General features: G+C 65.7%; 14 protein-coding genes. 7 read left to right on the top strand and 7 right to left on the bottom strand.

Going from position 1 to position 13,462, the window contains the following annotated elements:
• The first annotated feature begins 74 nt into the window (after nucleotides 1–74).
• Both SIL87_RS11760 and SIL87_RS11755 read left to right on the top strand, forming a co-directional pair.
• Nucleotides 75–263 (top strand): twin transmembrane helix small protein, encoded by a 189-nt coding sequence (locus SIL87_RS11760; RefSeq protein WP_319614374.1) that lies wholly within the window; start codon nucleotides 75–77, stop codon nucleotides 261–263.
• Between the two features lie 2 nt (nucleotides 264–265).
• On the top strand, nucleotides 266–985 hold the full coding sequence (locus SIL87_RS11755) for a haloacid dehalogenase type II (protein WP_319614373.1): 720 nt from the start codon (nucleotides 266–268) through the stop codon (nucleotides 983–985).
• Nucleotides 986–1,158: 173 nt separating this feature from the next.
• Here the strand turns inward: SIL87_RS11755 and SIL87_RS11750 are convergent, their stop codons facing one another.
• The 6 genes from SIL87_RS11750 to SIL87_RS11725 form a co-directional block, all read right to left on the bottom strand.
• Nucleotides 1,159–1,722, bottom strand: coding sequence for a DUF6969 family protein (locus SIL87_RS11750; protein WP_319614372.1), 564 nt, complete (start codon nucleotides 1,720–1,722; stop codon nucleotides 1,159–1,161).
• 286 nt (nucleotides 1,723–2,008) lie between these two features.
• Nucleotides 2,009–2,605, bottom strand: a complete 597-nt coding sequence (locus SIL87_RS11745; RefSeq protein WP_319614371.1) for a YeeE/YedE thiosulfate transporter family protein — start codon at nucleotides 2,603–2,605, stop codon at nucleotides 2,009–2,011.
• On the bottom strand, nucleotides 2,602–3,141 hold the full coding sequence (locus tag SIL87_RS11740; protein ID WP_319614370.1) for a YeeE/YedE thiosulfate transporter family protein: 540 nt from the start codon (nucleotides 3,139–3,141) through the stop codon (nucleotides 2,602–2,604). The genes SIL87_RS11745 and SIL87_RS11740 overlap by 4 nt, the downstream gene beginning before the upstream one ends.
• Before the next feature lie 40 nt (nucleotides 3,142–3,181).
• Complete coding sequence (locus SIL87_RS11735) at nucleotides 3,182–4,102, bottom strand: sulfurtransferase (protein ID WP_319614369.1); 921 nt, start codon at nucleotides 4,100–4,102, stop codon at nucleotides 3,182–3,184.
• A 273-nt stretch (nucleotides 4,103–4,375) separates the two neighbouring features.
• Nucleotides 4,376–5,353 carry an NAD(P)H-dependent glycerol-3-phosphate dehydrogenase gene (locus SIL87_RS11730; RefSeq protein ID WP_319614368.1) on the bottom strand — a complete coding sequence of 326 codons (978 nt, stop codon included), beginning with the start codon at nucleotides 5,351–5,353 and terminating at the stop codon, nucleotides 4,376–4,378.
• Nucleotides 5,350–6,171 (bottom strand): 23S rRNA (adenine(2030)-N(6))-methyltransferase RlmJ, encoded by an 822-nt coding sequence (locus SIL87_RS11725; RefSeq protein ID WP_319614367.1) that lies wholly within the window; start codon nucleotides 6,169–6,171, stop codon nucleotides 5,350–5,352. Before SIL87_RS11725 ends, SIL87_RS11730 begins: the two co-directional genes overlap by 4 nt.
• A gap of 109 nt (nucleotides 6,172–6,280) precedes the next feature.
• On the opposite strand from SIL87_RS11725, the gene SIL87_RS11720 reads away from it, so the two are divergent.
• The 3 genes from SIL87_RS11720 to SIL87_RS11710 are packed head-to-tail and all read left to right on the top strand — an operon-like array spanning nucleotide 6,281 to nucleotide 10,185.
• Complete coding sequence (locus SIL87_RS11720; protein WP_319614366.1) at nucleotides 6,281–8,116, top strand: M3 family oligoendopeptidase; 1,836 nt, start codon at nucleotides 6,281–6,283, stop codon at nucleotides 8,114–8,116.
• Between the two features lie 6 nt (nucleotides 8,117–8,122).
• Entirely contained in the window at nucleotides 8,123–9,481 is a 1,359-nt protein-coding gene (locus SIL87_RS11715) for an ABC1 kinase family protein (protein WP_319614365.1), read from the top strand.
• Between the two features lie 2 nt (nucleotides 9,482–9,483).
• Complete coding sequence (locus SIL87_RS11710) at nucleotides 9,484–10,185, top strand: class I SAM-dependent methyltransferase (RefSeq protein ID WP_319614364.1); 702 nt, start codon at nucleotides 9,484–9,486, stop codon at nucleotides 10,183–10,185.
• Here the strand turns inward: SIL87_RS11710 and rfaE1 are convergent.
• A complete protein-coding gene (rfaE1, locus tag SIL87_RS11705; RefSeq protein ID WP_319614363.1) occupies nucleotides 10,182–11,642 on the bottom strand; it encodes a D-glycero-beta-D-manno-heptose-7-phosphate kinase in 1,461 nt (486 codons plus the stop codon). The genes SIL87_RS11710 and rfaE1 overlap by 4 nt on opposite strands.
• A gap of 63 nt (nucleotides 11,643–11,705) precedes the next feature.
• On the opposite strand from rfaE1, the gene hslO reads away from it, so the two are divergent.
• Complete coding sequence (gene hslO, locus SIL87_RS11700; RefSeq protein ID WP_319614362.1) at nucleotides 11,706–12,716, top strand: Hsp33 family molecular chaperone HslO; 1,011 nt, start codon at nucleotides 11,706–11,708, stop codon at nucleotides 12,714–12,716.
• Nucleotides 12,713–13,462 (top strand): hypothetical protein, encoded by a 750-nt coding sequence (locus SIL87_RS11695; RefSeq protein WP_319614361.1) that lies wholly within the window; start codon nucleotides 12,713–12,715, stop codon nucleotides 13,460–13,462. The genes hslO and SIL87_RS11695 overlap by 4 nt, the downstream gene beginning before the upstream one ends.

Here is a 13,462-nt window from a genome sequence, read left to right as displayed (position 1 = left end):
GAAAGCGCGCGGCGGCGTGATGTCAACCGCGCGACCCTCTACCCGTCGATACGTTTTGTGACTATATCTCTCCAATGCGTGATTTTCTGATCGTTCTTCTCGGGCTTGACATGATCGCCGTGGTCGCCGTGCTGCTGACCGGGGCGGTCGGCATGACGACCGGTGCCGATCCGCGACGGCAGAACCGGCTGATGCGCTGGCGCGTCGGGTTGCAGGCGGTGGCAGTCGTGCTGGTCGTGGTGCTGCTGCTCTACGGGCGCTAGGCGTGGCACGGCTACGGGACGCACCGAAGGCGGTGCTGTTCGACGTGTTCGGCACGCTGGTGGATTGGCGTGGCAGCGTGATCGCGGGGCTTTCCGCGTTCGGGGCGGCGCGCGGGATTTCCGCCGACTGGGCCGAGATCGCGGATAGCTGGCGGCGTGCCTATCGGCCCTCGATGGACCGGGTGCGGCGCGGGCTGGTGCCGTGGACCATATTGGACGATCTGCATCGCGATGCCCTGATGAACATTGCCCGCCGCCATGAAATCGGGCCGCTCGACGATGCCGATTGCGAACATCTGGTGCGGCTCTGGCACCGGCTCGCGCCGTGGCCCGACGTGGCGGAGGGGCTGGGGCGTCTCAAGAGCGTCGCGATCATCGGGCCGCTTTCCAACGGTCATCTGGCGCTGCAGGTCTCGCTTGCCAAACGCAACCTGTTTCCCTGGGATGTCACGTTCGGCGCGGATCTGTTCCGTCATTACAAGCCGGACGCCGAGGTTTATCTCGGGGCGTGCGATCTGCTCGGCCTCGCGCCCGATCAGGTGATGCTCGCCGCCGCCCATAACGACGATCTCGCCGCCGCCGCGAGTTTCGGCCTTGCCACCGCCTTCATCAGCCGCCCCGCCGAACACGGGCCGGGGACCGGCGACCGGGCGAAACCGGCGGAGGCATGGGATATCGTGACCGACCGGGTGGGCGGGATTGCCGAGGCGTTCGGGGTTTAGGTCAGGTCAGGGACGGGCTTCCTTTTTGTAAAAAAGAAGCGAAAAATTTTCCTGATCGGAGTCGCGGGCGGTTCGGAGGCTCGATCAGAGACGATCCGGCTGCAATGGGTCCACGCCCTGAACGGTCGCATTGCCTGCAGCGACTTGGAGATTCCGGTTCCTTCGAGTTGTCGTTACTCGATTCTGATCCTTCGCTGACTCGGTATCCGCAGGCGGCGGTCCTCAAGAGATTTATGCCGAAGGATGCCGCCGGTACTGAGGCGCTCATCGCGGGCCTTCAGGAGCGCTTCTATGGTTGATCCGAACATGACAATCAGATGATTGAGCCATTCCGCAACATCGCGCGGCTCGGCATGATGCAGTGAAGGTGACTTCAGATGCCGGATCATCGCATCGGCGGTTTGCCAGACCTCGTCCGTCACCCAGCGGTTGGTGGTAAACAGGCGTAATGGCAGCCCTTTGGAATCGACGGAGACGGCGATGAGATGGGAATTCGCGGGAGGAGGCTCGGACCTGACGTTGGCCGACGCAGGGACGAAGATGTGAAAATGTCCGTGCTCGTTGTGCAGGCGCTCCGACCGGGGATGCGCGTGGTAATAGAAGCGCCACAAACTGTCCGGATCGACCGCATCGGGTTGCGGGTAGCGGGCCCACTCGGTGAAGCGCTCCGTGCCCGCGAGCACGCGGGCCGGAGCGCTTTGTCCCAGTGAAGCCCAGGTGATGATTTGCCCGGTCACTGCTTCGCGGGCGCGGACCGCCCGGGACGGGGACGTCAGGGGGCGCAGGGATTTGCCGGCTTCTTTTTTGTTTTTTTCATGGCTTTGGCTGGAGTCTGTGACTGAGCCTTGGCGGTCGATGCTGACGGGGCGCAGGGATTTTGCGGCGTTGCGGCATCGCTGATCCCGATCGGGTTGAAAGTCCCGACGGCAGCCGGCAAGGCCGGTGTCAAGCCGATCGCGACTGCGAGCAGTGAAACTGTACGGCGGGATGATTTCGTTCGGCTATTTGCCATCGCGTGTGATCCTAGTGTTTCGGTTGAGACGTGCCTGCCGGCGCGAACGGGGCGACGGTGGCGGGGATTGAGGTTGATCTGGTTCGATCGACCAGCCAGCTGATCGTGACCAATATAGCCATGAGAGCGCCAAGAACGCCCCAGGGAGACACGTGCAGCAACTGGGGCACGGTGATTGATGCGGGTCCGGTCTGAGCATAAATCCAGGGCTTGATTGAAGGATAGACCTGATTGAACGCGAGCGTACCGCCGCCGATGCCGACCAGGAACAGCAGGCCATCGAGCCGTCCGGAGGCCATCGCCACGGCCGAGGTGCCCGGGCAATAACCGCCGACCGCCATGCCGATGCCGACACCGACCCCGCCAAGCAGCGTTCCCCAGAAATACACCGAGGGAACAAAGATATCCGACAGATGGATCAACCCGAATGCCCGTGACGCATACAGCATAATGCTGCTGACCACGATGGCGGTGAACATGACCTTGAACACCGCCCAGTTGCTGAACCGCAGTTGCGCGGTCAGGCAGCCGGGATCTCCAAAACCTGCGCCTTCAAGGATCAGGCCGAATAAAACGCCGAGGACCAGCCCGGACCAGGGGATCATCATGAGAATGACTTTCTTTGCCAGAGAGGTTTGAACACAGTGCCGAACGCGACACCCGCGGCGAAAAATCCGATCAGGAACAGAAACCCGGCAACGGCGAGAGGTGCGGAGCCCGAGAGGCCCATACCGCTGGTGCACCCCATCGCCATTCGGGCGCCGAAACCCGACACTGCCCCCCCGAGTATGGCCAGACCAAGCCGACCGAACGACCGGAGCCGCGGTGGACCATCGATCTGCGCGTTGAACCTGCGGCCGATCAGGCTGCCGGCAAGCGCGCCGATGACGACGCCGAGGACCTCCCAGACGATCCAGGAGTTCAACCCTGCACGGGCATAGGCAGCCAGATAATCCTGCGGCCCGATGGCATGTGGGGCCACCGCCGCAACGGTGACAGCCGTCATCGAGGTCGTTGCCCCGGTCACGCCGAGGCCGTGCCCTGAGACGAAGAACGTTGCGAACAGGACAACACCGAGGGCTATACCCGATAGATAGGGGTTCCATCGTGGTCTGGGCTGTGGTCTTGGATTTGCTTGGCTCATGCTATTTCACTCGGGGCGAAAGTGACGGGAGGATGATGGTTCAAAATGCGGATTTGCCATCGACGACCGGCAAGGACGCATCGCGGGTCCATTCCGACATCGATCCACTATAGAGTTTCACATCCGGCACATGGGCGATCTCGCGCAGCGCAAACCAATCGAGCGAGGCGAGATGACCTGTATTGCAGAACGTATAGGTCGGCTTGTCGGTTGCGATACCCGCCTTTTTCATGGCGCCCTCAACGCCGGCCCGGTCCATGATCCCTTCATGATCGGCAGTCAGCACCACGGAGAACGGCAGATTGAGCGCGCCCGGAATTGTTCCGGCTTTCTTGTCCACGCCGGGCTTCACCTTGCCGTCATACTGTTTTGCCGGTCGCGCATCGACGAGCTGGAACTTGTGGGTATTCAGATCGGCCTGAACCATGCTGCGGGTTGCGAGGAGGCCAGCATCGTAATGCGGCGTGAACTTCCCGACAGCGGGGGTGAGATCGCCGGTGGCAACCACATCCTTGGGGTTCGCGAGCCAGGCATGATCGCCGCCGTTCATGATCGAAACGTTGTTCATCCCTTCCATTCGCAGCGTCCAGTAGATCCGGGTCGTGGCCGGGAAATCGCCTTTGACCGCGCCGCCGGGCACCAGAATGACACGGCTGTTGTTGCTGATACCGACGCCTTCGATAACCTTGGCTATCGTCGCCTCGGGGGGCAACACAAAGGGCAGGCCGTTCATCGGAATACGCCAATGGTCACTCAGGAAGCCGGTGAAGACCGCGCCGGGGATGTGCTCTTTCGCGTAGGCGGGCTTTTGTTTGTCGAAATCATAGACCTCGACGATCACCATACCCGGTGTATGCAAATGGGCGGCGACCCATGCGGGGGTCACCAGCGGAGGGGCCACCGGTCCGGCAGCCTCCGCGGCACACATGCCCGACAGCGTAAGCGCCAGCACCGCCGACATGGTGGTGGCGAGATTGATCTTGATACCGGATTTGGCGTGGTTAGGCTGCATGATTGTGGTCGCTCCCTGAGAATATGACCGCAAGTTTACGGTCTTTTAATATGGACGTTGCGCTCACGGTTACGTGTTTTCACGAAAACATGCAAGAACTATTATATGGTTTTTCTGCTGGGTGCCGCCACGGCTGGTAGCCGCGTCGGTAAAGGTCAGGTCAGCGCCGCCGGGTGTAAATTCCTCCGGGTCAGGCGAAAAACGAAAGACTTCGTTGCTGCTTCACTGACCCTCGTCCCGCAGCCCCCGTCGCATCAATCGCTCGATCGCGTCGTTCAGGCCGATGGTTCCGGCCAGCAATTCGACGACGGTGGCGGTGACCGGCATGTCGCATCCGGCGGCGTGGGCGCGGGCGAGCAGGGCCGGGGCGGTGTCGAGGCCTTCGATGATGCCGGTGGCGGGGTCGGGGCGTTGGCCGTGGCCGAGGGCGAGGCCGGCGCGGAAATTGCGGCTGCTTTGGCCGGTGGCGGTGAGGATCAGGTCGCCTAATCCGGCGAGGCCGGCGATGGTTTCGGCTGATCCGCCCAGGGCGACGGCGAGGCGGGCGATTTCCGCGAGGCCGCGGGTGACCAGGGCGGCGCGGGCATTTTCGCCGAGGCCGGCACCGATCACGGCACCGGCGGCGATAGCGATGACATTTTTGGCGGCACCGCCGAGGGCGGCACCGATCAGGTCGGGGCTGCCGTAGAGGCGGAAGCGCGGGGTGGCGAGCTGGGCGATCAAGGCGTGGCGGGCGTCGGGGTCTGCCATCGCCAGCACGGCGGCGGCGGGGTGGCCGGCTGCGATTTCATGGGCGAAATTGGGGCCGGTGAGCAGGGCGATTTGAGTGGCGGCATGGGCGGCGGGATGGGCGGCGGCGGCGATTTCCGGGCCGAAGCGGAGCGTGGCGCGATCGACCCCCTTGCAGCAGAGCACGAGGGTGGCGTTGCCGGGCGGGATGCGGGCGAGGGTGGTGCCGAGGTGCTGGAAGGGCGGGCAGAGCAGGAGGATCGGCGCGGGCGGGACTTCGGCGGTCACGCGCAGGGCGGCCGGCAGGGCGATGTCGGGGAGATGCGGGTTGTCGCGGGTTCGGGCGAGATGGTCGGCCTGTGCGGCGGTGCGGGCGACGAGGGTGACGTGATACCCGGCGCGGGCATAGGTGATTGCAAGGGCGGTGCCCCAGGCGCCGGTGCCGATGACGGCGAGGGTTGGGGGGGTCATTTCGGGGTTTCTTCGGTGAGGACCGAGATGCCGGCTGAGCCTTCGGGTTCGGCGAGGCGGTCGCGCAGGGCGTTCAGGATCGGGGGTGCTGCGGTGGTGAAGCCGTAGGGCGCATTGACGATCAGGACGCCGCAGCCGTTCAGCCGGGCGGGGTCGAGTGGCGGGCGGAACATGACTTCGCAGGTGATGACATCCGGGATCGCGCTGGTGACGATCGCATCGAAAAGGTCGCGGACCGGGGCGCGGTGCTTGACCGGGTACCAGATGGCGAACACGCCGGTGCGGAATTTGCGCCACGCCACGCCGAGCCCAGCGGTGATGGCGGCGAATTCATCGGTGCGTTCGAAGGGTGGGTCGATCAGGATCAGCCCGCGCCGTTCGGGCGGGGGGAGCAGGGCGGTGAGGGCTTCGTAGCCGTCGCGCTGGTGGATCTGGATTTGCGGATCGCCGTGAAAGCGGCGGCGGAGGGTGGCGGCGTCCTCCTTGTGGAGTTCGCAGAGGGCGAGGCGGTCGCCGGGGCGCAGCAGGGCGCGGATCAGGGCGGGGGAGCCGTTGTAGCGATCCGCCGTGCCGCTCAGGGCGACGAAATCCTCGAGCGCTTCGGGGGGGCTGTGGCGCAGCTTGGCGATGCCGTTGTGGAATTCGCCGGTGCGGGTGGCTTCGGCGGCGGTGAGGTCGTAGCTGCCGATTCCGGCATGGGTGTCGAGCACGAAGAGCGGTTTGGGTTTGGCGAGCATGGCGCGTGCGAGGGAGACCAGCAGGGCGTGCTTGACGCAGTCGGCGGCGTTGCCGGCATGGAAGGCATGACGATAATTCATCGTGGCAACGCTGATACCGGGGTGCTGTGCGGTGCGCCAGCCCGGGGGCGGGGTGGTTTGAGCCGATCGTCATTTGACGCCCGGGCGTTCGCGCCTATTTGTGAAGTCCATGAACCAACCGATCACGCGCAACCTCCCGGCCAGCGCCCCTGACGATCTCGGTGGCGGCGGCGATCTCGCGCCCCTGCCGGAATGGCGGCTCGGCGATCTGTATGGCGGCACCGAAGATCCCGCGATCGAGGCGGATTTCGCGGCGATTGCCGCCGATTGCGGGGCGTTCGGGGCCGATTTTCGCGGGCGGGTGAGCGAACTCGATGCGGCGGGGCTGGCCGGAGCGATCCGGCGCTATGAGGCGCTCGAACAGCGGTTGGCGCGGCTGCATGCCTATGCGCAGCTCGTGTTCAGCGCCGATGCGAGCAGTGCCGTTTCGGGGCGGTTTTATCAGTCGGTGACTGAGCGGATCACCGCGATCGGCACCGGGCTGTTGTTTTTCACCCTTGAGATCAACCGGATCGAGGATGCGCCCTTCGCGGCGCTGGCCGATGAGGGGGGGCTTGCCGTTTATGCGCCGTGGCTGCGCGATTTGCGGGAGGGACGGCCGCATCAGTTATCCGACGATCTGGAGCGCCTGCTGCACGAAAAGGATGTGACCGGCCATGCCGCGTGGTCGCGCCTGTTCGATGAGACGATCGCGGCGCTGCGGGTGCCGGTCGGGGGGGAGGACTTGACCCTGAGCGCGGCGCTCAACCGCCTGTCCGACCCCGACCGGGGGGTGCGGGAAGCGGCGGGTCGGGCGATCGGGGTGGTGTTGCAGCGCAATGCCCGGCTGTTCACCCTGATCACCAACACGCTCGCCAAGGACAAGGCGATCGAGGATGGCTGGCGGCACTATCCCACGCCGATCTCGGCGCGGAACCGGAGCAACCGGGTCGAGGATGAGGTGGTGGCGGCGCTGGTGGCGGCGGTGACCTCGGCCTATCCGCGCCTTGCGCACCGGTATTACACGTTGAAGGCGGGTTGGCTCGGGCTCGACCGGCTGGAGCATTGGGATCGCAACGCGCCATTGCCGGACGATGCCGACCGGCCCGTGGCGTGGCCGGAGGCGCAGGCGCATGTGCTGGCGGCCTATCGCGGGTTCAGCCCGGAACTCGCGGCTATCGGCGAGCGGTTTTTCACCAATGCCTGGATCGATGCGGTGCCGCGCCCGGGCAAGTCCGGCGGGGCGTTCGCGCACCCGACCGTGCCGGATGTCCACCCCTATATTCTGCTGAACTATCATGGCCGCTCGCGCGACGTGATGACGCTGGCGCATGAACTCGGCCATGGGATTCACCAGAGTCTTGCGGCGGAGCAGGGCTATCTGCTGGCGCGGACGCCGCTGACCCTGGCCGAGACCGCGAGCGTGTTCGGCGAGATGCTGACGTTTCGCAGCCTGCTCGATGGCGAGACCGATCCCGCCCGGCGCCGCCTGATGCTGGCGCGCAAGGTCGAGGACATGTTGAACACCGTGGTGCGCCAGATCGCGTTTTTCACCTTCGAGCAGCGGTTGCACGAGCGGCGGCGGGACAGCGAATTGCTGGGTGAGGAGATCGGGGACATCTGGCTCGGGGTGCAGCGCGAAAGCCTCGGCCCGGCCTTCACCTTCAGCGACGAATACCGGATGTTCTGGGCCTATGTGCCGCATTTCATCCACTCGCCGTTCTATGTGTATGCCTATGCGTTCGGTGATTGTCTGGTGAATGCGCTTTACGGGATTTATCAGGACGAGGTCGCTTCGGGGCGCGGTGCGGCGTTTGCGGCGCGCTACCTCGATTTGCTGCGCGCGGGCGGGAGCAGACGCCATGGCGAGTTGCTCGCCCCGTTCGGCATCGACGCGGCGGACTCGGCTTTCTGGCAGCGGGGGCTCGATGTGATTGCCGGATTTATCGATGAACTGGAAAACTGAGGTCATATGGTCAACGAAGTGGATTCGGGCAGCACCCTGTTCGGCGAGTTCAAGCGGTTCGCCCGCACCTCGGGCGCGGTGTCGGGCATTGCGGCCCGGGTGGCGGGCAACCGGGTGTTCGGGATCAAGACCGACCGGGCGCGCCATGCCGAGGATTTGAAGACGATTCTGGGCGGGCTGAAAGGGCCGATGATGAAGGTCGCCCAGATCCTGACCACGATTCCCGATGCGCTGCCCGAGGAATACGCCAAGGAACTGGCGCAGCTGCAGGCCAATGCGCCGGCGATGGGCTGGGTGTTCGTGCGCAGGCGGATGGCGGCGGAACTCGGGCCGGACTGGGAGGCGAAGTTCCGCAGTTTCGGCCATGAGGCGGCGGCGGCGGCGAGTCTGGGGCAGGTGCATCGCGCGATGCTGCCGGATGGGCGGGATGTGGCGTGCAAGCTGCAATATCCCGACATGGCCAGCACGGTCGAGGCCGATCTGCGCCAGCTCAAGCTCGCGATGGCGGTGTACAAGCGGATGGATAACGCGATCCATCAGGAGGATATCTATGTCGAACTCGCGACGCGGTTGCGCGAGGAACTCGATTACCAGCGCGAGGCGGCACAGGCGCGGCTTTATACGCTGATGCTGGAGGGGCAGCCGGATATCGTGATCCCGACGCCGGTGCCGGAATTCTCGACCAAGCGGCTGCTGACCATGACCTGGCTGACCGGGACGGGAATGCAGACCTGGCTGGATACCGATCCGCCGCTAGAGGCGCGCAACCGGATTGCCCGTGCGCTGTTCCGGGCGTGGTACGTGCCGTTTTACCGCTACGGGGTGATCCATGGCGACCCGCATCTTGGCAATTATCAGGTCAATCCGGAGGGCGGGATTAATCTGCTCGATTTCGGGGCGATCCGGGTGTTCGGCTCGAATTTCGTGGCCGGGGTGATCGAGTTGTTCAACGCGATTCGCGACAATGACGACGAGCACGCTCATCACGCCTACAAAATCTGGGGGTTCACCGACATCACCAAGGAAAAGCTCGATGTCTTGAACGACTGGGCGCGCTTCCTGTATGAGCCGCTGATGCAGGACCGTGTGCGGCCGATCCAGGAAACCAACGACGTGACCTACGGGCGGAGCGTGGCCGAGCGGGTGCATGAGGGGTTGAAGCGCACCGGGGGGATCAGGCCGCCGCGCGAGTTCGTGCTGATGGATCGCTCGGCGATCGGGCTGGGCAGCGTGTTCCTGCGGCTGCGGGCGGAACTCAACTGGCAGCAATTGTTCCACGAGACCGTGGCCGATTTCGACGAATCGGCGCTCGAAGCGCGCCAGACCGCCGCCCTCGCCGAGGCCGGCGTGCCGAAACCGCTCTAGGCATGGCGATCCTGCAACGGGGGTTGCGCGGCGGGCTGATGGCGCGCGCGTACCGGAAGGTGCTGCATTCGTGGTATCTGAACGATATCGCGTTCGATGTGCGGCTCCACGCCAAGCGTGAGGCGGTGGCCTATATTGTTGAGCACATGCAGGCGGCGATGATGCTGCGCGACCGGTTCGCGCTGCTGCGCTTTGCGCTGGCGCGGGCACCCCAGAGCGGGCTGGTGCTGGAATTCGGGGTCGAGAAGGGGCTTTCGATCACCTGCCTCGCCAATGCGACGACGCGTATCGTGCACGGGTTCGATTCGTTTCAGGGCCTGCCGGATGACTGGTCCGGCACGGCGGCGGCGCGGGGGACGTTCGACCGGCAGGGGACGCCGCCGAAAGTGCCGGCCAATGCCCGGCTGCATGTCGGGTGGTTCGATGCGACGCTGCCGCGGTTTCTGGCGGAGGCGAGCGAGCCGGTCGCGCTGCTCCATGTCGATTGCGATATCTATTCATCGACCCGGACGATCTTCGATCTGCTAGGCCCGCGCCTGGTGGCGGGGAGCGTGATCGTGTTCGACGAGTATTTCAACTATCCCGGCTGGCGGCAGCATGAATACAAGGCGTTTCAGGAATTCTGCGCGGCGGGCGGGCGGCGGTATCGGTATCTTGGCTATGCCGGTGAGAAGGGGCATGTCGCGGTGGTGATGGAGGATTAGCCCCGCAGGCGCTGCACCGTCGCGGTGGTTGAGTGGCCGTCGAGCAGATCGGCGAGCATGACGCGGCCACCCCAGGATTCGACCTCGCGCGCGCCGACCACGGTTTCGCGGGTGTAGTCGGCACCTTTCACCAGCACGTCCGGGCGGATGATCTCGAGCATTTCGAGGGGGGTGTCTTCCTCGAAGATGACGACGAGATCGACGCTGGCGAGCGAGGCGAGGACGGCGGCGCGGGCGGCTTCGGGCTGGACCGGGCGGGTGGCGCCTTTGAGGCGGCGCACCGAACTGTCGGCATTGATGCCGACGATCAGCCGGTCGCACGCGGCGCGGCATTGTTCGAGCAGATGGATATGGCCGGGGTGGAGCAGGTCGAAGCAGCCATTGGTGAAGCCGACGCGCCAGCCGCGCTGGCGCCAGCGTTCGGCGGCCTCGGCGGCGACCTGGCTGGTGACGACCTTGCGGAGTGCGCCGGAGGCGGGCTTGACCGCATCGATCAGGTCGTTCGGGCGGGCGACGGCGGTGCCGACCTTGCCGACCACGAGGCCGCCCGCGATGTTGGCGAGGCGGGCGGCGATTTCGAGCGGCAGGGCGGCGGCGAGGCCGGCGGCGAGGACGGCGACCACCGTGTCCCCCGCGCCGGAGACATCGTAGACTTCGGCGGCTTCGGCGGGGTAGTGGCGTTCGGTGCTCGCGGTGATCAGGCTCATGCCGTCTTCGGCGCGGGTGCAGAGCACGGCGCCGAAGCCGAATTGGGCGATCAGCTCGCGCGCGGCGGCGACGATGGCGGCTTCGTCATCGAGGTTGCGCCCGGTTACGGCGGCGAGTTCGCGGCGGTTGGGGGTGATGACGTCGGCCCCGGCGTAATGCGACCAGTCGGTGCCCTTGGGATCGACCACGACGGGGCGGCCGATCGATTTGGCGTTGGCGATCAGGGCGCAAGCGAGGTTGGGGGCGAGGACGCCTTTGCGGTAGTCCGACAGGACCGTGACCGAGGTGGCGGCCATGGCATCGGACGCGATTTTCAGCAGGCGGTCGCGGAGTTTTTCCGGCAAGGGCGCGATCAGTTCGCGGTCGGCGCGGATGAGGTGCTGGCCGGCGGCGATGTAGCGGGTTTTGATCGTGGTGGCGCGGCCGTTTTCGACCAGGAGCCAGGGTTCGACATTGGGCTGGCCGCCGATCAGGGCGGTGAGGTCGGAGCCTTCCTGATCGTCGCCCACCACCGAGACGAAGGCGGTCGCGGCTTCGAGGGCGGTGAGGTTGCGCACCACGTTGCCGGCGCCGCCGGGCATCGAGATTTCGCGGGTGACCGAGAGGATCGGGACGGGGGCTTCGGGGCTGACGCGCTCGACCCGGCCATAGACGTAGCGGTCGAGCATCAGATCGCCGACGACCAGTACGCTGGCGTGCGAGAGGGCGTGGATTGCCGCGATCAGGTCGCCGTCATCATGCTCCGTCATGGCGCATCGCTACCGTGCGGCGTGACGCGGGGCAAGCGGTTTGATGGGTTGCGGCGCGCGGCAATGGCAAAATCCGCCGCCTGCCTCTATCTAGGGGGGATGAGCACGCTGCCGCCGTTTCTGGACCGTTCCCGCCCCGATGTGCCCGACCTTGCGGTGCCGCGCGGGGTGACGCCGTTTTTCCTGCCGAAACAACCGGTTCGGGGCCGGCTGGTGCGGCTGGGACCGCTGGCCGATGCGTTGCTGACCCGGCATGATCATCCGGTGGCGCTGCGGACCATGCTGGGGGAGGCATTGGCGCTGGTGGCGGGGCTTGCGACCGCGCTGAAGTTCAGCGGCACGTTTTCGCTTCAGGCCAAGGGCGATGGGCCGGTGCCGATGCTGCTGGCCGATTGCACCGATGCGGGGGCGCTGCGCGGCTATGCGCGGCTGGCCGAGGATGCGGCGCTTCCCGAAGCACCGGGCGCGCGGGCGCTGATGGGCGACGGGTATCTGGCGTTCACCGTGGATCAGGGGCCGGATACCGAGCGGCATCAGGGGATCGTCAGCCTTGAGGGCGAGACGCTGGCGGAGATGGCGCTGCATTATTTCGCGACCTCCGAGCAATTGCCCTGTGCGATTCATCTGGCGTGTGCCGAGACACCTTCCGGGTGGCGGGCTTCGGCGCTGATCATCGAGCGGATCGCCGGGGCGGGCGGGATCGACCCGGAATTGTCCGAGGAGGCGCAGGAGGAAGCGTGGCGGACCGCGAAGATCCTCGCGGCCACGATCACCGAGGCGGAACTGCTCGACGATGCGCTGCCGCCGGACCGGCTGCTGTACCGGCTGTTTCATGGCGAGGGTGTCGCGGTGGATCGGCCACGCCCGCTGGCCTATGGCTGCCGGTGCTCGCGGGCGCGGCTTTCCGACGTGCTGCACGGGTTTTCCGAGGACGATCTCGATCATATGACGATCGAGGGCGATATCACGATGACGTGCGAGTTCTGCAACGTCGATTTCCGGTTTCCGCGTGCCGATATCACTCCCGCCGAACCGGGCGAACGCAACCTTGAACGCAACGAGGATCATTCATGAAAGCCGCACGCCTCATCGCCGTCCTTGCGCTGGCCGCCCCGCTCGGCCTCGCCGCGTGTTCGAGCGAGCCGCCGGTGCAGACCAGTTTTCCGGAGCTCCAATATACCTATCTGCCGCAGATCACGCTGAAGGTCGCGAATGTCGAGGTGCGCGACGACTATCTGCCGGGGCCGAACGCCGCACAAATGATCGCGCTGGCGCCCGAAGCCCCGGCGGCGGTGCTGGAGCGGATGGCGCATGAACGGTTGATCGGCGATGGCAGTCCGGGTTCGGCGGTGTTTACCATCAAGCGCGCGTCGCTCGATCAGGTCGGCGATACGCTGCAGGGCACCATGACGGTGGAACTCAGCGTCGATACCAGCAATGGCGAGCGGGTGGGGTATGCCGATGCCACGGTGTCGCGCAGCGAGACCGCGCCTTCGAACGAGTCGCCGGACCGGATGCGCGCGGCGCTCTATGCGCTGACCAAGCGGATGATGGCGGATATGAACGTGGAATTGCAGTACCAGATCCAGAAGAGCCTGCCGGAATGGCTCGCCTATGGGCCGGGTGCAAGCATGGCACCGGCGGCATCGACCCTGCCGCCGGCTTATAACGGCAATAGCGGCATCGTCGCCCAGCCGCTCGATGGCGCGCCGGGCGCAGCAGCACCGATGACCGGCGGCAGCCCGGTGCTGACCGGGCCGGCTGCGGTGCCGGGCCAGTCGCTCGGAACCATGCCGCTGCCCAGTCCGCAGGTGCAGTAA

The sequence above is a fragment of the Acidiphilium acidophilum genome, from assembly GCF_033842475.1.
GTDB lineage: Bacteria > Pseudomonadota > Alphaproteobacteria > Acetobacterales > Acetobacteraceae > Acidiphilium > Acidiphilium acidophilum.
This window is presented reverse-complemented; position numbering and strand designations above follow the sequence as displayed.